The organism is Paenibacillus sp. E194, assembly GCF_000935845.1.
GTDB classification, from domain to species: Bacteria; Bacillota; Bacilli; order Paenibacillales; family Paenibacillaceae; genus Paenibacillus_B; species Paenibacillus_B alvei_B.
This window is the reverse complement of the sequence record NZ_JMDX01000082.1, coordinates 1-23,144: the sequence shown is the minus strand read 5'-3', so window position 1 is coordinate 23,144 and position 23,144 is coordinate 1. Positions and strand designations below refer to the sequence as shown.

22 protein-coding genes, 1 tRNA gene and 1 pseudogene are annotated in these 23,144 nt (G+C 46.5%); 11 read left to right on the top strand and 13 right to left on the bottom strand.

The window, feature by feature from the left end; translation table 11 throughout:
* Positions 1–1,334 (bottom strand): annotated as a pseudogene (locus AZ66_RS13495) (adenosylcobalamin-dependent ribonucleoside-diphosphate reductase); the annotation flags it as partial.
* A gap of 266 nt (positions 1,335–1,600) precedes the next feature.
* Here AZ66_RS13495 and AZ66_RS13490 point away from each other — a divergent pair.
* From AZ66_RS13490 to AZ66_RS13480, 3 genes are all read left to right on the top strand, one after another.
* A complete protein-coding gene (locus AZ66_RS13490) occupies positions 1,601–3,490 on the top strand; it encodes a DEAD/DEAH box helicase (protein ID WP_231586862.1) in 1,890 nt (629 codons plus the stop codon).
* Positions 3,491–3,515: 25 nt separating this feature from the next.
* Positions 3,516–4,655 (top strand): YqhG family protein, encoded by a 1,140-nt coding sequence (locus AZ66_RS13485; RefSeq protein WP_044355324.1) that lies wholly within the window; start codon positions 3,516–3,518, stop codon positions 4,653–4,655.
* Between the two features lie 180 nt (positions 4,656–4,835).
* Positions 4,836–6,071, top strand: coding sequence for a hypothetical protein (locus AZ66_RS13480; protein ID WP_044355323.1), 1,236 nt, complete (start codon positions 4,836–4,838; stop codon positions 6,069–6,071).
* Between the two features lie 67 nt (positions 6,072–6,138).
* On the opposite strand, the gene AZ66_RS13475 is transcribed toward AZ66_RS13480, so the two are convergent.
* Positions 6,139–6,453, bottom strand: coding sequence for a YqzE family protein (locus AZ66_RS13475; RefSeq protein ID WP_044355322.1), 315 nt, complete (start codon positions 6,451–6,453; stop codon positions 6,139–6,141).
* 174 nt (positions 6,454–6,627) lie between these two features.
* Between AZ66_RS13475 and AZ66_RS13470 the strand changes: the two genes are divergently transcribed.
* A complete protein-coding gene (locus tag AZ66_RS13470; RefSeq protein ID WP_021260015.1) occupies positions 6,628–7,437 on the top strand; it encodes an N-acetylmuramoyl-L-alanine amidase in 810 nt (269 codons plus the stop codon).
* Between the two features lie 321 nt (positions 7,438–7,758).
* On the opposite strand, the gene AZ66_RS13465 is transcribed toward AZ66_RS13470, so the two are convergent.
* Positions 7,759–8,166, bottom strand: a complete 408-nt coding sequence (locus tag AZ66_RS13465) for a hypothetical protein (RefSeq protein WP_044355321.1) — start codon at positions 8,164–8,166, stop codon at positions 7,759–7,761.
* Between the two features lie 732 nt (positions 8,167–8,898).
* On the opposite strand from AZ66_RS13465, the gene AZ66_RS13460 reads away from it, so the two are divergent.
* Entirely contained in the window at positions 8,899–9,135 is a 237-nt protein-coding gene (locus AZ66_RS13460; RefSeq protein WP_044355320.1) for a DUF6953 family protein, read from the top strand.
* Between the two features lie 63 nt (positions 9,136–9,198).
* Here AZ66_RS13460 and AZ66_RS13455 read toward each other — a convergent pair whose 3' ends face one another.
* From AZ66_RS13455 to AZ66_RS13435, 5 genes are all read right to left on the bottom strand, one after another.
* The gene (locus tag AZ66_RS13455; RefSeq protein ID WP_231586861.1) at positions 9,199–10,230 is read right to left on the bottom strand and encodes a hypothetical protein; all 1,032 of its coding nucleotides are present in this window, start codon (positions 10,228–10,230) and stop codon (positions 9,199–9,201) included.
* Positions 10,231–10,282: 52 nt separating this feature from the next.
* On the bottom strand, positions 10,283–11,311 hold the full coding sequence (locus AZ66_RS13450) for an ABC transporter substrate-binding protein (protein ID WP_044355318.1): 1,029 nt from the start codon (positions 11,309–11,311) through the stop codon (positions 10,283–10,285).
* A gap of 83 nt (positions 11,312–11,394) precedes the next feature.
* Positions 11,395–12,699, bottom strand: coding sequence for an NtaA/DmoA family FMN-dependent monooxygenase (locus tag AZ66_RS13445; RefSeq protein WP_156159959.1), 1,305 nt, complete (start codon positions 12,697–12,699; stop codon positions 11,395–11,397).
* A 220-nt stretch (positions 12,700–12,919) separates the two neighbouring features.
* Entirely contained in the window at positions 12,920–13,771 is an 852-nt protein-coding gene (locus AZ66_RS13440) for a helix-turn-helix domain-containing protein (RefSeq protein WP_044355317.1), read from the bottom strand.
* Between the two features lie 257 nt (positions 13,772–14,028).
* Positions 14,029–15,477, bottom strand: coding sequence for an amidase (locus AZ66_RS13435; RefSeq protein WP_044355316.1), 1,449 nt, complete (start codon positions 15,475–15,477; stop codon positions 14,029–14,031).
* A gap of 154 nt (positions 15,478–15,631) precedes the next feature.
* Here AZ66_RS13435 and AZ66_RS13430 point away from each other — a divergent pair, with 154 nt between their 5' ends.
* Positions 15,632–16,498, top strand: coding sequence for a MerR family transcriptional regulator (locus tag AZ66_RS13430; protein ID WP_052648506.1), 867 nt, complete (start codon positions 15,632–15,634; stop codon positions 16,496–16,498).
* A 138-nt stretch (positions 16,499–16,636) separates the two neighbouring features.
* Positions 16,637–16,915: a hypothetical protein gene (locus AZ66_RS29820; RefSeq protein ID WP_052648505.1), complete on the top strand. Its 279-nt coding sequence runs from the start codon at positions 16,637–16,639 to the stop codon at positions 16,913–16,915.
* Positions 16,916–16,961: 46 nt separating this feature from the next.
* Here AZ66_RS29820 and AZ66_RS13425 read toward each other — a convergent pair whose 3' ends face one another.
* Positions 16,962–17,681: a class I SAM-dependent methyltransferase gene (locus AZ66_RS13425; protein WP_082061574.1), complete on the bottom strand. Its 720-nt coding sequence runs from the start codon at positions 17,679–17,681 to the stop codon at positions 16,962–16,964.
* 156 nt (positions 17,682–17,837) lie between these two features.
* Here AZ66_RS13425 and AZ66_RS13420 point away from each other — a divergent pair, with 156 nt between their 5' ends.
* On the top strand, positions 17,838–18,119 hold the full coding sequence (locus AZ66_RS13420) for a hypothetical protein (RefSeq protein ID WP_044355314.1): 282 nt from the start codon (positions 17,838–17,840) through the stop codon (positions 18,117–18,119).
* A 143-nt stretch (positions 18,120–18,262) separates the two neighbouring features.
* Positions 18,263–19,126: an EamA family transporter gene (locus tag AZ66_RS13415; RefSeq protein WP_044355313.1), complete on the top strand. Its 864-nt coding sequence runs from the start codon at positions 18,263–18,265 to the stop codon at positions 19,124–19,126.
* 198 nt (positions 19,127–19,324) lie between these two features.
* Here the strand turns inward: AZ66_RS13415 and AZ66_RS13410 are convergent.
* Together AZ66_RS13410 and AZ66_RS13405 are read right to left on the bottom strand one after the other, a co-directional pair.
* Positions 19,325–19,411, bottom strand: a tRNA-Leu gene (locus AZ66_RS13410).
* A gap of 702 nt (positions 19,412–20,113) precedes the next feature.
* Positions 20,114–20,323, bottom strand: coding sequence for a helix-turn-helix domain-containing protein (locus AZ66_RS13405; RefSeq protein WP_052648504.1), 210 nt, complete (start codon positions 20,321–20,323; stop codon positions 20,114–20,116).
* 145 nt (positions 20,324–20,468) lie between these two features.
* Here AZ66_RS13405 and AZ66_RS31885 point away from each other — a divergent pair, with 145 nt between their 5' ends.
* A complete protein-coding gene (locus AZ66_RS31885) occupies positions 20,469–20,612 on the top strand; it encodes a hypothetical protein (RefSeq protein WP_197081708.1) in 144 nt (47 codons plus the stop codon).
* A gap of 798 nt (positions 20,613–21,410) precedes the next feature.
* Entirely contained in the window at positions 21,411–21,851 is a 441-nt protein-coding gene (locus AZ66_RS13400) for a hypothetical protein (protein ID WP_044355312.1), read from the top strand.
* A gap of 160 nt (positions 21,852–22,011) precedes the next feature.
* Here AZ66_RS13400 and AZ66_RS13395 read toward each other — a convergent pair whose 3' ends face one another.
* Positions 22,012–22,683, bottom strand: coding sequence for a phosphodiester glycosidase family protein (locus AZ66_RS13395; RefSeq protein ID WP_044355311.1), 672 nt, complete (start codon positions 22,681–22,683; stop codon positions 22,012–22,014).
* A partial coding sequence (locus tag AZ66_RS13390; RefSeq protein ID WP_044355310.1) for an N-acetylmuramoyl-L-alanine amidase occupies positions 22,680–23,144 on the bottom strand: 465 nt, incomplete at its 5' end. The genes AZ66_RS13390 and AZ66_RS13395, both read right to left, overlap by 4 nt.

The window sequence follows — 23,144 nt, the reverse complement described above, 5'->3', positions numbered from 1 at the left end:
AGGAATTCGAGCGAGTAAGGACTTCCATATCGGATTCCAAGCTTGATCATCAATTCTGCCAATCCCATCGAGCCAAGCCCGACACGCCGCTCCTTCTGTTGATTGTTTTTATTCTCCTCAAAATGATACGGAGTCTTATCAATGACGTTATCGAGGAAGCGCACCGCATAACGCGTTACCTTCGATAGCTCCTCCCAAGCAACATCCCGCTTCTCAGCATCATAAAACTTGGACAGGTTGAGCGCAGATAAATTGCAGACACCCCACGCCGGCAGTCCCTGTTCTCCACAAGGATTCGTACAGATAATCGGGTTGAAATACCAGCTGTTCGACATCTGATTATAATGCTCCATGAAGACAACACCCGGTTCCGCCGACTTCCACGCCGACTCCATAATCGTATGCCAAATGTCGCGGGCCTTAACTGTCTGATAAGGAATGACGGCCTTCCCCGCCTTCTTCCACTTCTCCAAATCTCCATCCCACTGCTCATCATAGTCCGGATCACTCGTATCTGGAAATACAAGCTCCCAGTCCAAGTCCTCCTTCACGGCTTTCATAAATCCATTGCTAACACAGACAGATAAGTTCGCATTCGTCACTTGACCTGCAGTCTGCTTCACCGTAATAAAATCCAAAATGTCCGGATGCCAATCATACATCATTAACATTAAGGCGCCTCGCCGGCTGCCACCCTGCTCGATAAGTCCTGTCGTATAGCTGAATAAACCTCCCCATGAAACCGCTCCACTGGATGAGCCATTAACACCACGCACAATAGCCCGTCTTGGACGAAGCGAGGATAGATTGATGCCAACGCCGCCACCCCGAGCCATAATCTCTGTCATTTCCGAGAGCGTCTGCATAATCCCGCCTCGACTATCCTTCGGAGACGGAATGACATAGCAATTGAACAAGGTTAGCTCCTCGCTTGCTCCTGCTCCTGCTGCGATTCGTCCACCCGGAACAAGCTTCCAATCATCGAGAATGTATCTGAATTTGTCCGTCCATTCCGATTGCTTTTCAGTAGTCTCAACGGAGGCAATTGCGGATGCCAATCGATCCCACATTTCCTCCGGTGTTTTCTCCACGGTCAGGGTCACATGCTCAATAGACGTCTGGATGGTCGCCCCGCTTCGGAGTGCAACAGATAAGTTCCGGCCATTACGTGCAGTAACCTCTCCAACTTCCTTCGTCGGAAATTTCGGATCATCCTTGGTTAATACAAGTACAACGTCCCCCACTCGGGTATTGTTCGTATCTGCATCCTTTTTCGCATATCGATCTAGAAAAATCTTCTCACTTAGTCCTTCCAAGCGTTTCTTCTGTGGCATATTCAAAGAGAACAACCTCCTGTGCTTCTTCAATTCATCAAATCATTACCAACAACCACGTGCGTTTGACCTTCTTACATGGTATGTACTCAACACTATATCTAGTGTCCGAAAAGTATTTTACATCAACATATACAAAAACACTGTGATAAATCCCTCATTTCAAACTCTTTCCATCGTATCGTATGAACAGTTATGAAATAAGAAGATTACGTCCATACTACACGGTAATGAAGAATAACGAATCGATTAGGGAGGGAGACAACATGCGTACGTATCAGCCGTCGAACCAAGAGTCTCGTACACCGAGTAACGCTTCTACGACACTAGCTTACCCCGGAATCGAAGCATCTATGGGAGCTGTGGGTAATAATGGAGATAACCTCTCCTCATCCTCCCGTACTAGCACAGCTGCAATAGGTCGCATCCCCCTTACAATCGAGAACGGATGGACGGACGAGCTTCTTGCTCGTATTGACAAAAACAGCCCTTGGGATGATTGGACCTTATTCCGGCTTGCATACGAAGCCCAGCAGGCAAAGCGAATTCATACATTTGACGAGCTTCAATGCTTAACTCATATTACAAACGTCGATCCACTGCCGCATCAGTTAGAGACAGCCCGCAAAGTGCTGCATGATATGCGAGGCAGAGCAATATTAGCCGATGAAGTAGGTCTCGGGAAGACGATCGAAGCCGGTCTTGTTTTGAAGGAATATATGATTCGTGGACTTGTGAAGCGAGTGCTCATCTTAGTACCCGCCTCTCTTGTGCTGCAATGGGTTCGTGAGCTGAACCATAAGTTCGGCATTCCTGCGATCGCCCAAAAGAAGGGATATCAATGGGCAAATGACATCGTAGTCGCTTCCATGGATACTGCTAAACGCGATCCGCACAAGGAAATTCTCATGGAGCAGGAATACGATATGTTAATCGTTGACGAAGCCCATAAACTGAAAAATCGGAAAACAACGAACTATCAATTCATTCAGCATTTGCGCAAGAAATACTGTCTTCTGCTAACAGCTACACCCGTTCAGAATGATATGAACGAGTTGTATAACTTGATCAATCTGCTGAAGCCAGGTCAGCTGGGCGGTCAAGGGGAGTTCAGCACGAACTTCGTCGCAGACAAGCGGATGCCGAAGAATGAGGGCGTGCTCCAGAGCGAACTGTCGAAGGTCATGGTGCGCAATCGCAGGGGTGAAGGCAATGTTCATTTTACGAAACGTATCGTTAAAAATGTTCCACTCACCCTCTCGCCGGAAGAACAGGCGCTCTATGATGGAGTCACTCGATTTGTAAAAGAGCAGTATCGAACAAACAGCGGGGATATCGGCAGCATGTTCTCCCTCATTACGCTGCAGCGGGAAGTATGCTCCAGTCGGGATGCCGTCTTCTTAACACTCGTGAATTTGTCGAAGAAGCTAGCCGAGGACTCCCCTATTCGCAATTATATTTGGGATCTTGTCGATCTCATTAAAGGCATTAATGCGAATACCAAAGCTGAAACGGCGATGAACATTATTCGAGATATTAATGAAAAAGTTATCGTGTTTACCGAATACAGAGCTACCCAGGAGTACTTGCTGCAGTATTTCCGCAATGCTGGTCTAGTCGCAGTTCCTTACAGCGGAGGGATGAATCGCGGCAAGAAGGATTGGATGATGGATCTTTTCCGCGGACGGGCACAGGTCATGATTGCAACAGAAGCCGGAGGCGAAGGTATCAATCTACAGTTCTGCCATCATATGATTAATTTTGATTTGCCATGGAACCCGATGCGCGTAGAGCAGCGGATTGGTAGGGTACATCGGCTTGGTCAGAACAATGATGTGAAGATCTACAACCTGTCGACGCAAGGAACGATTGAAGAATATATATTGAATCTGCTTCATGAGAAAATCAACATGTTCGAGATGGTCATCGGCAGTCTCGACATGATCCTAGAACGGTTCGAGAAGCAGGATTCACTCGAGAAGAACCTCTCCCGCATTCTTCTGGAATCGGATTCGGAAGATCTGATTCGCACCGAAGTGGAGCGTTTAGGCAATTCGTTAAATGCGATACGTGAAGAAATAGATATGGAAGACGACGAGAAGAGCGCAGCGATAAGTAATCTCCTGCATAACATGAGTGCCGAGATTGATGGATGATGACAGGAATAGGAGGTAGGAAGGAATGAATACGGAGCAAGTTCGACGATTTGTGCTCGATTATTTGGAGGCCACCGATTGTCATATCATGGAGACCTCACCTGCCAGTGTAACCGTGAAGCTGTCAGAACGAGCCGACCGTAAGCTTACGAACCGTCCCTACTATTGGGGTTTCGTTGATCGCACAGGGGCAGAGCCCGAGACGATGCGATTCACCTTCGTATTCGATCCTTCTGCGATGCCGCCTGAACCCCCTCGTGGACCTTATGCCCCGCCAGTCCTGCCACCTGCGGGTGCCGACACAGCTCCGCCAACTGGTGCAGCTATTGCTCCGCCTCCGGGCTCTACCCCTGCCGGTTCAGCTCCCGGCGACTCCATTCTCGGTCGCTACTTCGGCGTTGCACCCGCCTTCACAGGAGGCGGTGGAGGCTTAGGACGAATTCCACGCGAGGATGTTACCTTCGGCAGCCGGCGGCTGTCGAGCATCATGCAAGCGGTTCATGAAGAGGGTCGCTTCATTCAATTGTTCGCTGAACCAGCCAATGCCGGCAGTACTGCTACAAGCAGCTCCACACGAGGTACTAAGCGTTCTACTGCATATGAGCCATGGCTTCTCTTAAATCTTAACGTCGAATTTGCTTGCGATCTGAAGAGAGAGGAAATTCATTCGTTCGGAATATCTCTTGTTACGGGACGCATTCGGGCTGACTTCATGGAGCAACTGCTGTCCATGCCCTTGTCCCCTAAGCTTCCTTCCAATGTGCATGTTGCGCCTTGGTCGTTGTCTATTCAACAAGCCCGCGAGGCTGTAGAAAGACATTTAACCGATCTCATCTCTACCTATGACGACACATGGGCTGTGGAGGCGTCAGAACGATTGGAAGAAGAGCTTGCGAGATTGAAGTCTTATTACGAACCTCAGCTTCAGCAATTCAGCACCGATGCCGAGCAGGCTGCGAGTATGCCATCCAACAAGGACAAGCATGGCGGGAATGGTTCCGACACTGATCCCGAACAGGGGAATACAAATTCCACTTCGAAACAAGAACAGATCCAGCAGCAATATGACATGAGGTGCCAAGAGATTCGGTGGCAGTTCGAGCCTCGGATTGCGGTCAATTTGCTCAATGCAGGTTTGATTCATCTTCCTTCGACATTGACCTAAGCCTATCAATCATGAACAGTGCAGAAACGCCACATTGCGGCAAAAATAGAACGTGTAAAGGACACGCACCTGAACAATGGAACGACACCATTTTTAGAGCTTGTCCTTTACAATTAAGGAAATCAACTAACAGCAACCGATACAGGCAGCCTGTAACAACGGAAATTAGAGGTGATTCGCATGAATAATGAACCTTGGTGGACGAAATTGGCTTATATCGCCGCATCCGCTGCACTTACTTCCCTTGTAGCTGGCAGTGTTACTGTCGGCATTCTGTTTGCATCAAGCGAAGCCAAGCCACTATCGGGCAGAACCAATGAGCACATGGTAAGCGAAGCTTATGCTCCGCTCTCCTCTCAACAATCCTTATTTAGTGAACATTCGATCATCTTGACGTCTACTTCTGCTTCGTCTACCTATCACACCTTCCAGTCTGCACCCGCATCTTTGTCCCCGCTTCCAGGGGGTGGAGAGAACAAACAGATTGATGAAGCAATTATCCACTATCAGCAGCAGCTCGCCAAGAAAGCCCCATTCCAGCAATGGGAGCATGCAGATACAGAACGCTTCCCTCTTGGCCCTGGCATGCATGGGTGGTTCATCCGCGTTATGGACAAGCAAAAGCAAATTGGATATATGATTCTACAGGCAGATGCCGATGGTCGAATACGACTGTCGGAATATGGGATTGGTGAACAGCAACCCTTCGATGAATCAACCTTACAGGATGCATTGTTAGATCGACAGCAGCAGCTTGCTGAGGAACGTAATAAGGAAGTTCAGGTAACGAGCATTTACCCGTACCAGCTAGCCCCGCTGCTTACCGTATGGCGAGTGGAATGGCACAGCGGGATCGTTGATTGGCTTGATGCGCAAAGTGGAGAATGGCTCCCGCTGCCGAAGCAGTATGCACCAGCACCAACAAAGCGAGATACAAATGGTAGCCCGACCTTGTTGAGTCAGCCCTCAGCGAGTCAATCTAATCGCATGGACAGCAAGGAACGATTGCTTCCGACACAATTGCTATCCTCTCATGCCGTCGCCTCCTCGCAGAGCTACAGCGAGGTTGCCTCTTCAAGCAATTTGATTGCACCATTTGATCCCTATGAGAAAGTGAACTGGATGACTAAGCTATCTATGGATAGCTCCAAGGAGCTTCCTCTTACTTATCGTGATCAAAATTGGGTTTATGTACAGCGCATAAGCGGTGGGGCTGTTAATCAACCTTTTTCGTATATCGGGATTCAGAGATGGATGCTTGGAGGAGGAAATAGAGGTGGTCAGAGCAATTCAAGCGATTTGGCAAAAACAAGCGACAATGTGTATGTAATCGTCGCTTCTCCAGACATGAAATCCATGCGCTGGCTGCCCTCCTCAGATGCACTGCAAGTGGGGGCATTTATTCCACAGTCGTAAAAACTATGTTCATAAGTTGAACCTTGCAAAGAGGCACGACCTTCAACGGCGTGCCCTTTTTTCTTGCCTAAGGTTGAGAAGGCGTCCCAGATCCTGATGATGGAGAGTTTGAGGCTGTTTTGACTTGTTTGCGCAGTAGTCGGAGCATATTTAGTTCTCTGGCCCGCTTGAGCAGAGGCTTGCTAGCACTCCCCCATTTGCCGGCCCACATTTTGACTCCGAATGGCACCATTCCGAACCATTTCGTTTGCCACGATTCCTTTGCACGATTTTTTCGCTCCATTTGGCGCTCCCGACGCGCTTCAACCGGCGTATCCATATAGGTGACAACGCGTTGTGTAATGTATTTAATCAAGTCTTCTCCTTTTCCTGCTTTAGCCATAACGGTTCTCAATCCTCTCGTCGTTATCTCTTGGCTGCCTCGCCCCGTCATTCTTAGGATGCCCAGATCTACGGCGCACCAACCCAAATTGGCAGGAATGAGGTTGTGCTTCGTTGTACACGATAAAGATGGAATGATTATGTTGACCATGTGACAGAAAGAAGGGATTGCTTCATGCTACATCAACCGTCATGTGCATCGCGATTGCGCCGAATGGTGGCTGGCATTATAGCTATTGTGATCGGGTGTACCGCTAATATTGGGGTCGGACAGGCCGGACGTGCTGCCGCCACATATGAGACAGCCGTATATCAGGAGTTAGCCGTGGACGCAATCCCTGAACCTTTTGCAGTATCTGTCCCACCCAATACAGAACCAATTGGATCCCTTCCGAGTCTTCCCTTCTCTAAGCTGGTCTTAATTGATGCAGGACATGGGGGAATTGACGGGGGAACAACTCACGGCAATATCTTGGAGAAGGATATTAATTTAGCTATCGCTCAGAAGTTGTATCTTATGCTGAAATCGAGGGGCATTCCAGTCATTGTCAATCGAACCGGTGATTATGCCCTTAGCGATGATAACCGTTGGTCGGCCACCCGCTCCAGACATCGCAAGGATCTTGCACAGCGTCGGCAGCTAAGTCAAGAACTCCCCGTATCCGTATTCATCAGCATTCATGTCAATTGGAACAAAAACAAAGCTGCACGCGGCCCGATTGTGCTGCATCAGAAGGAAGGGCGAAGCCGAATGCTAGCTTGGTTTATTCAACAATCATTGAATCCAATCTTTGCATCGCATAAGCAGCCAGAGCTCGGACCTACTTACTATTTGCTCAAGCGGGTAGAGCAGCCAGCAGTGATTGTTGAGGCTGGGTTTATTAGCAATGATCGGGATCGCAAGCTGTTAACTGAATCACGAACACAGACGCTCATTGCATCACGCATCTGTGATGCAGTTATGTTCTATCAATCCATGTTCTAACTGGAAGGAGCGCTCTCTTCATCTGTTCAAGCAAGGGGGCGCATTCCAGCGTCATATTACAATTAGGCTATGCTTAGGGTCTTTAGGCTAAGGCGAGGGGCTTCGGGGATTGTTTTAATAAGTTAATTGATTAAAGCAAATGGAAATAAATAAACCTCTTAAGTTTTTATCCTTAAGAGGTGGTTAACGTTCCATACTTTCCAAAAACATATGCTCACCCAATCGTTTAAAATGAGATGCAATATGAGATGCTAAAGCGGACGAGAACTGTCCGTGAGATGACAGTTTATTTGATAAAATCCGTGGTCGCATCCTATACACTTACGCTGTGCGCTGTTGTACAAAATTCATAATTACATAGCCTTCAACAATACGATACTGAATCGCTCCGTACTTCTCCATCAACTGCAATGCCGCAGTAAGAGCATCAATCGCTTCGGAAATGACACCAGGTTCGATCCCTCGTTGATTGTGCATGTAACGCGTATTCAATGCTTCGCGATGTACGGCATCAAGCTTCGAGCACGCAGCATGGAAAATCATTTCTTGTTCCTTCGCACGTGTAATGGCATGACGCAACTTGTCTTGTTCACGACGCGCACCCACCACGTTCATCTTCATATCTTGTACATAAGACATGCGATAAGTCAATCTACGCTCATTCAATGCACGGCTTGCACGGTAATCACCCATGTGATTCAACCAATTGTTTACTAGTATTGTATTCATTTGTATTCCTCCAACTTCTTAAGAAAAAAACCTCCTAGCTCTATTTTCAATGAGTCAGGTTTCTTAAAATTCTCTTTCTTTAATATGATTAAACATTTCACAACATGTTCAAACATCATCCCAGCATAGAATGATCAATCCTCAAAAACATTTCACAACTAAAATATAGCCAAATAAACATAAAGCAACTTCACTACCAATTACAATTCCAATCTTAAAAAGGTACAAAACAACAGTGAGTAACGAACCAATGGACAGACAGGTGGTTGGCGAAATGGATGGTGAAATGACGGTTGAGGGAGTGTGTTGCGCTATTAAATATTTATTATACACTCACTCCTCCAACATGTCAACACCTTTTTTTCAAAAGTCAGATCATTTACGCCTCTTACTCCTTTATCATAATCGAAATTCTTCCACATACAAGTTAAATAATTGTATACAAGTTCTCAAGCGCAGTCGCAAACCGCTTACCTGAGCATAAAATAATGGCAAAGGGATATGATTATTTAAGGAGTGGCTTCTACTCAACTGTGCTTTATTTTTAATTTATCACAGTAAAGCAACTATGCACTTAAGCGTATAAGCGTTAAATGACAAAAGATTTTCACATTTACATAGCAGGATTGGGTAGTATCTTGTAGTAATATAAAGATACGGGATCAGACTTTAGGACGGAGAAGCCCAAAACTGTCAGCCGTGAATACACGAATTATGAAGGGAGCAAGTAAAATGAACGAACAACACGTTGCACTGTGGTTGTACAACAAGATTAAAAGAGATATCGTCGTAAACTTGGCTGATGCAGTTCAAACCATTGAAGAAACATTCGGCAAGCGCTTCACTTTTGCCTTTGACAACGGGATGAAAGCAGTCAACAAAACAGTTGTTATGGAATTTGGAAAATTGAACAAGGATGGAAAGATCGAATGGAATCCTGCAGAATATAAATGGGTTTTTAAAATGTAAAATAGATTCTATAGAAAATGACGAGCCGCTGGCCATTAAGCCAAGCGGCTCTTTTGTATTAAATCATTCCGACGACACTCCAATTCTCGACAACAGAACCTCCGCTTGGTCATATCCAGCAGGCATACTGAGATATATGCCATAATCATAGTAGGAAGCATCGTAGCTTTGAACCGATTTTGTCGTTCCATCAGCCTTCATTCCCTTAACACCCAAGATATGTGCATTCTTCTTGTTCCAGGTTGAATTCGGATAAAATACGTCAGCTGCATGATTTTGATTTAAATTAACGGTAATGGCTTGAGTTAGCGGGACATCATATCCGTGGACTTTCGCGTTCCCGCTGCTCGTTATTTGCACAAGATACTCCCAATTTTCGATCTGAGCAGATTCTCCTCCTGGCAATCTCATGACGACCACTTCCGCTTTGTCCATGTCCGCCTTGTTGGAATCCGGGTTGAATGAGCCATCAGCCTTATCATTGTAGTTGATTGGTGCTGCCAAGCCATAGAAGAGACCGCTCTGTTCTCCGATATCTTTGTTCCACAGCCCATGTTGAACATTCCAGCACATTCCGTTATAGGCAAACACATAGTCTTGAACAGGACGCTGCGGCACTAAGCTTCCACCGCTGAATTTACCTAGTGAAAGCCTACTGAGCGGAGATATGCCTGAGCCGTCAATTTCAATGCCTGATCCTCCGATCGTCACTCCTCCATATGAGTCACACATAAACAGATTGTTCCATCCCAGTATGATTCCGAACTCACGCCAGCTTCCATCCGGTTGCAGAGCCCCGATATCTTCACCGGTTTGGTCACGTGCCGGATCCCCTATACTGTATGCCTTTTTCCCGTTAGCCTTCCATAAATTCATTCCCTGATTGTCTAAATCTCCGATGTTCTCTTCACCTGGATACGTGCCGCAAGCCTGCATTTGCCATCCGAAGCTAAAATTGTCGACATTTATCCGCTTGAATCGCTTGGCGGTCTCATCGTAGCGTGCGTTGATAAGCAGCCACAACTCATGCACTTCGACTCCGTTGCGAATCGTATGGATCGTGGCTGTATTAAAAAATGGATCCTGCAATCGCATCCCCTCCTATACTATAGTATCGATTGAGGTAGCTGATTGTTACGGATGCTTATTATTGATGGGTTTGAGTCGTTTGCCCCGCCAGTTTCATAAAGTTCTCGGCAGCTAGGCGGATAGCCAGAACGCTGCCTGAATTCAGAGAATTATCGAAGTATAGTACATGATTCTCCTTCACAGCCTTCAATGATTTCCATACTGCCAAATCTGACTTCTCCTGAACTGCTGCCTTCGCTTGATCCATATTATGCTGAATGATAAGGTAATCCGGGTTCATTTCCGATAAAGCCTCCATAGACAGCACACTTCCGTCTTCCGGATACCCATTCGGCTTCATCAGTCCGAAACCTGCAGCCTCGTTATAGTACATTGTATTTTTCGTTCCCTGAGCTGTAAAATTGGATTTGCCGTCCACTCTTAGCAGGGCATATCTTTTCTGCGTGAGATCTCCCAGCTTTCCCTTCGTTTCTTGAATCAGTTCCTTGGTGTCCTTAATTAGCTGCTCAGCTAATGCCTCTTTACCGATAATTTGGGCGCATATCATCGTTGCCTGCTCCCACGTATCTTGGTAATCAATTTGGATGACAGGAGCGATCTTGCTTAGCTCCTCGTAATTCGCATCGATATGACCTTTGAAGGTAACAATGACATCTGGATTCGAAGCAATAACCGCTTCCAAGTTTAAGTCCCTTCCCGTACCCAAATCTGCAATTTCAGCAGTTCCGACGTAAGGCTGCAACGTTGCGAATTCCTTCATCGCGCTCACTGCATTGCCCGAGGCAATCGGAGGCGTGTCCAACGCGAAAAAATAATCCAAATACAAGGGATGAAGCACCGCAATCCGCTCGGGACGTTCTTTCAATATGATCTCATGTCCGGCAGAATCCGTTATCGTTCTCGGCCACACACCATTATCGGAAGTACCCGCTTTACCCTTTTGTCTTACACTTGGCTGTTCAAATTGTTGTCCGCTCGCGGCGTTTGTGGAAGACTTGTTCCCATCAGGTGTCTTTTCCGAACATCCGACCAGCGCTCCTGCCGCAATGACTAGCAGTGCAATTAAGCATATTCCCCACCGTTTCATTTTCTTCCCCCAGCATTGTCACTGTATTAGTCTACTTCCGATTTCTCATCAATTCGAAGCATGATCGCCATAACGATTGGATCTTAGATTTGCAAATGCTCCCTTAATGTCGAACCCGTATATTCGCTTCTGAATACACCCCGATCCACTAGCTGCGGCATCAGCTCTTCGAAAAATATCTCCAGCGACCTCTCTGAACCGCCCGGAAGTGCGATAAATCCATCGATCGCACCTGCATCGAACCGCTGCAAAATATCTTCCAGCACGTCTTCAACCGTTCCAACGGAAACCCAATGCGCAGATCCAATGACCTCAGGCCTTGCCAACACCTCTGCTACCGTAGGCTGATAATTCATTATGTATCTACGAAGCAATTCGGCATGCGTTCGGCTGCGTACCGGTTGATTCGGATCTGGAAGCATTTTTACGGTCACGCGATCATTCAATTCATAACTGCTTAGATCAACACCCAGCACAGATTTGAGCGCTGCATGTCTACGTTCTGTACTTAAGTGCGCATTCGCAGCTTCGAATAATAACTGTGCCTCCTCACGGGTATCTGCTAGGAAGAAATACAATCCTGGTAGAATTTTGATCCCATTCGGATTACGTCCATGTTCCTCCGCTCTTCTTCTCAGATCTTTACGCAGCTCTACACCGGACTCCATATCCGGCATCGCCGCAAAAATAGCATCCGCGACCGAAGAAGCAAAATCTCGTCCAATATCAGAAGCGCCTGCTTGAAATAATGGAATGGTTCCCGACGCATGAGCAGGCATCGTAAGCGGTCCCTTCACTTGAAAGAACTCCCCTGAATGATGAATCGGGGTCACATGATTGGGTTCTGAAAATGTTCCCGACTCTCGATCTACAAGAATCGCCTCACGGGGGAAGCTTGCCCACAGCTCGCGTACTACATCCGTAAATTCCCTGGCTCTTGCATACCTGATCTCAGGAGATGGCATAGGGGAATCACCAAAATTATCTGCTCCTTCTATTGAAGTTACTATGTTCCATCCAGCACGTCCGTTACTCAACCAATGCAGAGACTGCAGCTGCCTAGCTACAACATATGGTGGATTGAAGGTAGTGGAGACCGTCGTAACCAGTCCGATCCGTTCCGTCTCACGAGCAATCGCCGCAAACATAACCGTCGGATCAGGGCTTCCAAAATTAGCGGAATCGCCAAGCATTTGCGGACTTATGTATAAATAATCTGCTCTGAATAGAAAATCGAGCTTAGCTTTCTCCGCCAGCTTGGCCAAGTCAATATAATAATCAATCGAATCCATCTTCTCCACGCCGCTATCAGGATGCCGCCATCCATGTCCCTTCATCCAGGTTGCCGATAATGATAATCCAATGCATAGTTGCCGATTTGCTATCACCTGCTGCTACCATCCTTCCTACCTATAGTCATGTAGTCATCCTCTTAGGACTCACCTGTCGGATGCACCTTCATCAAGAACGAATATTGTTCTTCCTCAAAAAATAATAACGATAATCATTCTCAATTGATAGTGTAGCAAGGACTCCTCTACATGCAAATACATAAAAAGCAAATGCGACATGCACAATTATCAAAATGGATTGGGGATTTCATGAAATTCAAAGCTCTTCTTTATCGCCACGACAATTTCGCTTACTAACGTATGCGGAAGGAGACACCCCGAACTTCTTTTTAAATGCCCTGCTGAAATAGAGCGGATTTACGTATCCGACACTAGCCGCTATATCACTGACAGAAAAACTTCCGATTGTAAGCAGCTCACAAGCTCTCTCCATTCGATAATGAATGGCAAAGTCGATGGGTCGATATCCAGTATATTTATGGAAGTAATAAGAGAAGCGTTTGGCATTCATGGCATGTATGACTGCTAATTCGTCCAGTGTTAGCGGATTCATATAATTTCTTTTGATGTATAAGATAGCCGCCTCTATCACTTCTTCATTCGGAGAACTACTATATTCTCGATTTTTATATCCCATAAGCACTTGATGCATCATTCGCAAAAATGTTACCTTTACCCGGAGCTTGCCAATTCCATCCAACATATGTACGCTCTGATGCAGAATAGTCAGCATTTCAAAGACTTCGGGGATCACATCGAGCTCAAGTTCGAAATGTACATTGCACGCATGGTTGTGGCTGTCGGTACTTTCCTTGTTCAGTCGATAGAACACAGAATAATACTCCAATCCGGATTCACTTGTTACTTTCGCTTCCATCCGCATGCCTGGAGCCGCATGAAACACCGAGCCCGACCGCAAATCGTATATCGTCCCATTTATACTGATCCTCACAGTTCCACGGATAATAAAGAGAAAACCATGCTTCTCCGTGATGAATTCACGATGTATGCTTTTGGGTTGAATGACTAAACGGTACACATTCTCTATTTCATAGGAATCATTTGCATATACTTCTGCTAACCTGTCCACATCTGCTTTATTCCGCATGTGCTCTCCTTTATGTGATTTTCCATCCCTATCATAAGGAACGTATAATAAAACTACATGCTATTACTTGAAACCAGCAACTCTATCGTCATTGTAGCAAAAGCAGGATATGAATCAAACCTGTCGCAACCAAAAAAGACCCACAATGAATGTGAGTTTTTCGATCATTGTCGTAAAGATAATAGGATCTCCAAAAACCCAGGTCATCTTTTTAAGTCGACCTGGGTTTCTGTTCGTCTGATCAGAAAATGAATCGCTTATTGGCTGCTTGCTGCATGAATGGCGGGACGCTTATGATTCCATGGCCGGGCGGCTTCCAATTGGGCGGAGAGCCGCAGCAGTGTAGCTTCGTCGGCGAATCGCCCAGCAAATTGCATCCCGATCGGCAGGCCGTCCGCGCTCCAACCAAGCGGAAGTGATACAGCAGGCTGGCCTGTCGTATTAAAGAGACTAGTGAACGGAGCTCGGGTGAATACTTGTTCTGTCCAGCTTCTTAGATCGATATCCGGATTGTTGGCATTCAGCTCGCCCAACTTAAACGGCAAAGACGCGATCGTTGGGGAAAGCAGCACGTCGTACTGTTCAAAGAAACGACCGACGGATCGAGACGCATGTGCACTGATATCCAGGGCATTAAGCAGATCATGGGCGGTTAAGGTAGCCCCGTATTGGTAAGCTTTCAGTATCGTTGCTTCCAAATTATGTTCCGAGGGCTTCCGATTCAAGGCCTTCGCTAGCCGCTCAATTCCATGATACGTGTTGGCCGCCCATATGTGCATCGTCGCCACGAACAATGCTTCATAATCCACTTCTGGCAATACCTCCACTAATTCATGTCCGAGTTCCTCACATAAGCCGACGGTCTCATTCAAGACCCGCAAGCACTCCGCATCAACGGGGGTGCCTGAAAACGGCTTGCCTGTCCAGGCTATCCGCAGCCTCCCCGGCTCCTCAGCAAGTTCTGCTGAGAAGGGACGGCTCGGCCGCTCGGCCCAAGCATAGGCCCCCGGATCTGGCCCCGCAACCGCATCCAGCAATGCAGCCGCATCGCGCACCGTCTTGGTCACGGCAAATTGTATGCCGAGTCCGCTCAGTACTTCTCCGTTGTCAGGACCGTTGGGTGTTCGTCCGCGCGTCGGCTTCAAGCCAACCAGACCGCTGCAAGCCGCAGGAATGCGGATAGAGCCGCCACCGTCATTGGCATGTGCAATAGGCACAATACCTGCCGCGACCGCCGCAGCAGAGCCGCCGCTTGAGCCGCCTGGACTCCTATCCGGATTCCAAGGGTTTCTCGTCGGCCCATACAGAACCGCTTCCGTTGTTACATTGAAGCCGAATTCGGGCGCTGTGGTGGATCCGAGTGTCACCAGACCGGCCTGTCGGAACCGCCTCATCATCTCGGAATCGTACGGGTAAATCATTCCTTCCCCCAGTCGGCTCCCGCTATTTAGAGGCACTCCAGCCGCATGCAAAGTTGAATCCTTGACCAAGAATGGAATTCCAGTAAACGGGCCTTTCGGCAAAGCAGACTTGCTTTCTTTTTCTGCTTGCTCCTGCATCGAGACGGCCATCACATTTAGTTGCGGATTCACCAGCTGAATAGCTTCGCAAGCTAACGCTGTCAGTTCCTGTGGCGTAACTTCGCCGCGCTTGACCAGCTCAGCAAGCCCCAGGCCGTCATAACTCGCATATTCGGATAACTTCATTCGTAATCACCTCTTTCTTCGTTATGCGCTTATCTTAAGAGATGGAGCGTACTTGAGATCAATCCTGCAATACATCTCATTTCCCAAAAAAATCTGGAGTGCCCCCGTAATTTTAGTATATTATTAGATTAAGGTAAATATGGGAGGTGCTTACATGAAGATTGGAGCATTCGCCAAGAGATTTGACGTGTCCGTCGATACGGTACGCTACTACATTGAAATCGAACTGCTGCTTCCGGATAAAAAGGCAAGCGCCCACTATGAATTTACTCCTTCATGCGTTGAAGATATGGCCTTTATCAGTGAAATGAAGCAGTTTCATTTTACACTTCAAGAAATCCGCCAAATGCTTTTGAGGAAGCGGATCTCTGATTTTACCGTCTTCGAAGATATCCGCTGGCATTATCTACGTATGATGAACGAAAAGAAACAGCGGCTAATGAAGGATAAAGAGCAACTGGAAAACACTCTTCATCGACTTGAAAATAAATTAATCTCTTTACAGGACGAGCCTAGGACGGAAGCAGAGACCGGAGTGCCTTACTCCTTTTTGCCCCTGCTTTACTGCCCCTCCTGCCGCATTCCACTGCAAATACGAAACGCCTGCCTTCAGGGAAAATATATGCTTAGCGCACAATTACACTGCTCCTGCTCTTATCAGGCGGAAATCAAGGAAGGCATTCTGCTTACCTCGGATAAAGAAAACGCTCGTTCCTCATATACCTATGGCTATGAGCACGAGCGTTTTCAATTGCTTTCATCTGATTTTATCAACCTGACAGAAAAGGGCAACCAATGGTTAGCCGACCGACTTAGAAGCGAACCTGCCAAGCATCAGCTAATTGTGGAAGCCAACGCTGATGTGTACACGGTTCTACCTAGATACATCTCGTCTCTCCCACCGGAGACGATGTACATCTTTTGCGGTACGTCGAGCGAACTGCTTTTCAGGCTTAAAGAGAAGCTTTCACAGAACCATACTGATTTGCAGGCGCTTTATATCGAGTGCAGTGATTGGTAGCTTCCGCTAGCTCCCGTTACCGTTGATTTGATCGTCGACAGCTTTTCGTTCAACGACTTTTCGTTACACAATCGGATCTTCCCGCTTTTCCCGATGCTGACTTATCTCAAGCCGGACGCTCGTGTCCTGGGGCACTATTTGTATTATCAGCCACCCGCTGCTTCACTATCGCGAATTTGTCATCTGTTTCCGCAAGCTCATGAGCGAACCTATCATCCAGATTATTTGGATGAAAACTTCTCCCGTATCGGTATGGAGTTAACCGAGCGCGAACTGCGTGGTTACACAAAGGAACCAGGAAGCTATTTACGCTATCATGTCCCTAACGAAAAGCTTCATCTGTTGGCCTACTTGGCTGAGCATCGTGGCAGCGATGATCGTCCAAATCTTTTTGTCAGTGATGTGGATAAAGATTAAGACGGCGGTTACGTGGGTATAAGACCCGTCACATGGACAATGATTGCTAGGCCCGGGTTGACACCCAAGCATCAATCAGATAAACGCCAAAATAAGAAGAAACCTGCTCGAAGCCCGCCTCTCTCAACAGTTCCTGAACCTGTATCGCAGGGATCGGATCGTACGCAGTACCAATAGATTCCGCAAACCTTGCAGTCTCCTCCCTGGATACGCCGTTGTCGTGCATATGCTTCACCCAAGTTCGCATTTGCAGGTCAAAAGCAGTCGTGCCCGGTTCCCCGTTAATCGAGGAAAGGAACAACGGCGCTCCCGGTTTCAGCCGTCCTGCAATCCCGCGCAGCAGCTGTAACTTAGCAGACAGTCCTTGTATGAAATGCAGCACAAGCATGCAGGTCGCTGCATCGTATAGTTGGCCGGGCGGCAGATCCTCGATCGATCCCTGAATGAGCCTCACCCGCTGTTTCAATCCAACTGCCTCCACCCGCCGAGCTGCAATCTCCAGCATGCGTTCGGAAGGATCGATTCCCGTAAATGTCCTGTCCTCATGTTCCGCGCCAAGCGCTACGCACTCCTGACCGCCGCCAGCGCCAACGACAAGAATGTCGGCTGTGCTCTTGACCCCTTCAATACTTTGCGCCTTCAGCAAGCGACTCGTGATCTCGTACAGACTCGCATAGCCTGGGATTTTCAGAGGTATCGTTTGTTCGTAATGATACACGGCCGGATGCTCCCAATTTAGTGGCTTCCGTTTGTCTTTGTGTCCCATCTTCAGATCTCCTTCCTAACCTCTTTCCAATTCTCTGTTCTTCCACTATAATGATAATCATTATCAATTATAGAAGGAAACAATGAAACTACCATCCCTGAAATCTGGGATTAATATAAGGAAAACGGAGAAGTTGGAGGCTTGAGGAGAACAAATATGCATACAAACATAGAAGCCGTCAGAGCCGAACTATTGAAGCTTGCCGAGAGCACAAATTGTTCGCAAACTTATAGAAGAAGGCTCCTGAAGCTGCTGCAGAAGGCTGTCCCCTTCGATGCTGCATGCTGTACTTCTGTCGATCCCCAAACATTGCTGTCTACGGGTTCTGTAACCGATGCGGAAGTGGAGCTCATGCACGACAGCATATTCGAATACACAGGAGTTTCCAGCCGCAGAGAGCTCATCTGGCATTTGTTTTCACGATTCAGCATCGCATGACTTGGAAATCGTGAGAGTATCGATAGGTTAGCTGAAGAAATATAGTAAAATGAAGGATACGCTATCTTCCCTAAACGGGGATGATCATAAGATCCCTGTTACCTGGGTACATAGCGTTTTACATGAGTTTGGAGGATACCTACATGTGGATGATTTATGCTTTTGGTGCGGCGCTATTTGCAGGTTTAACTTCTATTCTTGCTAAAATCGGAATTCAGCGTACGGATTCCAATCTAGCTACCGCCCTTAGAACCGGAATTGTTGTCATTTTTGCGTGGGCTATCGTGTATGCAGGGAACTTACATACGAACCTGTTCGACATCAGCTCGAAGTCTCTCTTCTATCTCGTATTATCAGGACTGACGACCGGCGCTTCTTGGATCTTCTATTTCAGAGCGCTGCAGCTAGGCAATGTGAATGTCGTCGTTCCCATTGATAAATCAAGCACGATTATTACGATGCTCTTTGCGATTATCTTACTGGGGGAACCAGTTACGTTATTGAAAATCATTAGTATGGCGTTGATTGGAATCGGAACGTATATGATGATACAAAGAAAACAAGATGCTGGACAATCCTCTGACAGAAGCGGGAAATGGGTTTGGTATGCCGTACTTTCCGCTTTTTTCGCAGCAATTACAGCAATCTTAGGCAAAGTCGGCATTGAAGATGTTGATTCCAATCTAGGCACCGCCATACGAACAATCGTTGTGCTGATCATGGCGTGGTTAATTGTTTTCGCAACTAAGAAACAGGGCGGCATCAAAGAAATCGACAAAAAGAGTTGGATTTTCCTTACCTTATCAGGTTTGGCCACCGGCATGTCATGGCTGCTCTACTTCAAGGCATTGCAAGAAGGGCCCGCAAGTATCGTAGTCCCTATCGATAAATTAAGCATACTCGTGACGATTATCTTCGCTTACATTGTGTTTAAGGAAAAATTGTCTATGAAGGCTTTTGTCGGTCTCCTCCTGCTTGTTGGCGGGACCTTTATGCTTCTGTTATAACTACCACTTTCTGCGCACATGGTTGATTGATAGTCAAGATCGTGACTTCCCTGTAATGGGTATACAAAAAAGCCCGTAAATCATCATGCATCCGATTTACGAGCCTGCTCAAAGCTGCTATGATAAAAAATCTTATCGAAGAAATAACAGACAAATAAAAAAATCCTTATTGACGTAAGGATTCTGCTAATTAGAGTATGGTGCGGTCAAGAGGACTCGAACCTCCACGATATTGCTACCACTAGAACCTGAATCTAGCGCGTCTGCCAATTCCGCCATGACCGCATATAAGATGCTGCGTTTGAAACCGATAATAATCCGGAATCAATAATCATCACTATACACGGTTGGAACCATTGTGTCAAGCACCGTCATAGCAAAAATGAAACGATTGTGATTAACGCATATAATCTGATGGAAAATTGATAATTCTTAAAGGGTGAAACGTAAAAAACACCCCGCTGCCGAAAATCATCGACGACGGGGTTGTTAGATCGTTTAGATATAAAAAAACCTCATAAGCATGAGGATTCATTGATGAAAGTATGGTGCGGTCGAGAGGACTCGAACCTCCACGATATTGCTACCACTAGAACCTGAATCTAGTATTGGCAGTGGAATGTAGAACCGTCTATTCCCCAAACCCTTGATAATCAAGGGTTTTTTTCTTTTAGTTTTCCCATCTGGTTCTTTCTATTCTACTGAAATCCGTTCAGTCTGACCCCAGTTTGTCCCCAAAAAACCTCTGTCCCCAATCACTTCCCATTTGGGGACGGGCTCAGAATTAACTGTACAAATGCGGTTGCACTGGGGCAATGGACTTTCGACTCGATGGAGTTCGTTGCAACTCTTCTCTCCAAGCCTTGAACCCATACAATCATCTACGCACGCAAGAACATTTGTTCTTATTATATGCGGTCTGAATAAATTTAACAATGCTAATTTTGAGCAAATATAAAAGCCGAAGAGGATTGCCCTCGTCGGCTTTTATTCGTTCTCAGAAATGTGTCTCATTAAATCGGCAGGTTGACACTCAAGAGCATCACAAATCTTATCAAGTACATCAACGGGTATGTGCTTGATGCTACCAACTGCAAATGCTGAAATTGTGGGCGGTCTTATGCCTGTTTTCTCGGCAAGTTCTTTTTGGGTCATCTCACGCTTGGCGAGCATAACCTTAAGGTCGAATTTGATCATGATATCACCTCTCACCACATTATATACGATATACGTATCATATTAATACTTATATCGTAAATTTTTTTATGTAAAATACGTATTTCGTATTGTTTTATTACGTTATTCGTAGTATAATAAAGATATAGAAAGGAGGTGAACAACGATGTCGAAGAAAAAGACAAAAAAGACTCCGGCACCACCGCCAGAGTCAGAAAAGAAAGGCGACCGAATTCAGGTTCGCGAATGGGTCTTGCTTCTCACGGCTCTCGCCCAACTCGTAACCGCGGTCATTAGCCTCTTTAAATAAGAGGAAAGCCACTCGCCCTTCCGGGCGGGTGGTGATTCGGTCGCCTTACTCAATTATACCACACACGGGAAAACAGAATACAGGAAGGGGCAGATGAGATGAGAAAAATCGATAAAATCGATGTAGCGATTGGGCTTATGGTGCTGTCTCTTATCGTAAACATCGTAGATCTGATTATCAAATGAACAGCAGGCGCACATGGGGGCAGCAGCCCCCTTTCTCCAAACTCGAAAGTGTACAAGACTTCGTTGACCTTTTCCAAGGTACACGACTAGATTACGCGGGCTGGGGCGCGGATATCGTCAACGTCCTGACCGTCTCCTGGGTGAGCTGCATCCTGGATGATAGATATACCGATGATCGAAAAAAGGTTCGACGGTTAAAGAACCTCCTGGTTGCATCGTCGAAAGTTCTTGAATAGAAGTTATTTCTTGAGGGGGGCTTCTGCCCCTCTATATTTATGTAGGAATATTTGATGAAGGCTTATGAGGAATTACAGCTACATAAATAAATAAGAGTCGCAGGGATGCTTTGTAATTATAACCTAATTACATCACTGTTCCTTGTCCGCATCATTCTCTATCCTCATACATTCGTCCCCATTATATGGAGCTATTTACTCTGATTCGAGGCACTAGTATTTCGCGATATATCGCCACGAAATTTCATTAATCATGAAATTCTCCTAATTATTCTCTCGATTTTACATTTTTATACACATAAAAGATTACCTGTATGTTAATATAGGATCAACATTTAGATTTATCTAAATGAACCATATAATAGGAGGTCGATCAAATGAAAAAAGTATCACTCGCATCTTTGATTCTGCTCCTCTGCTTTAGTGTTTTTGTAACGGCTGTTTCAGCAGCGGCTGGTGCTGATTCAGGATTTCAATCTGTGAAAAACGGCCACACTGCTAGGGTTTATACCGATTCAACCTACTATGGAACTGGTCAAACTACCATTTCAGTTACAATTGGGAAATCGACATCTAGTTCATTCAGCTACATGTTATATTTCGATAATGGTGGACAAATGGTAGAGGTAGCACGTGGCGAGCTAACTTCTTCATCAAAAACCCTCCAAATCGATAAATCTAAGTTATATTCAATCCTTCAACCAAATTCTCAGGGTAGTTATAATGTAAGGTTCAAAATCTTTAAACACGGAGATTTCTGGACTTGGTATGGAGATATTCTTACGAACAATACTTTTACTGCAGTCAGACCATATTAATTTCATTCCTTTTAGGGCTGTCCAAAAAGTCTAAACAACTTGGGGCGGAGGCTGGAAAAGTGATTCAGGCTTTAAGAAATAAGTCATAATAAAAAGAGTCGCTGGGATGCCCTCCCAAGCGGCTCTTATTTGCGTGGAAAACCCACGCATTTCCATTATATCACATTATCGCGACGATGGAATATACTTTCCGTCCATCACCACGCAGTTTCACGACAGACGATTGCATTTGCGATGAACCACTCCCGTCTAAGAAAACCCCATCCACAAGCGTACCGCTGCCGATCTTCTGCTTTATAGCCGTCCGGAATTCCGAAGCAGTGCATGGCGTGTTTGTGACTACCATCCAAAGATTCAGAGACGATCCATATACTAGCGCTGTTCGGTATGTTTTGCCGGCCATGTTCGGCATGTTCTGTTGGCGTGCTCTCTGCTGCCAGCCACCATCGTCCTGCAGCGACATAGATATGCCGCCCTGCGACCAGTACCGGCTACGGTCAGACACCTGCAGCTCGTCAGCCGATTTGACTATCTGCACGGAATATCGGCGGGCGGCCGAATCCCATACAAGAGTACCACGAGCATACTTTGCATTATGCCAGCCGCTGCCGTAGCCGCCCCTACTTCCCTTTACAGGCTGGTTGTTTTGTACAGCTATCGACAACAATGCTCCACTTGCAAAATCGAAAAAGCCGCCATTTACGGCGGTCATTTGCTGGTTGCATAGGTTCGTCCGGCAGGATCGCAGCCGGACATCGTTTGGGCTACACTTCAGGGCATGGAGCACGACTCCGTTGGACGCCGTACATTTGCTGTATGTCGCCTTGCTCAAAGTGCCGCCCCCTTCGTGAGGGTCACTTTCTTAGCTGACTGATCCCATCCCACCTGAAGGCCGCAGGCTTCTGCAATGGAGCGAACAGGGGCATAGGTAATGTTGTTGACAAGGATACCATCTTTCACTTGTTTACCGTCCACCTCGATTGTAACCACGTCTTTTGACGGCTCCGGTTTCGGTGCTGGCTGCTGCGGCTTGCCTTGGCTAATCATTTCACGATCAATCATGTTCAAAAACTTCGACCAATGCGGAAGTATGCGACTTGGACAGTTCTTTTTCGTCCAGTGGCCGTGAGGCACTACCCGTTGAAGCGTCAGACCATGCCGTTTCAAAAGCTTCGCCACAAGCCATGCGGCGTTCTTCCATGCACCCTCTTCGTTCATCCCATCGTACATACAAACTTCGATACCGATGCTCGTAGAGTTACCAGGACCATTGCCGTCTGTGCAATGCCAACC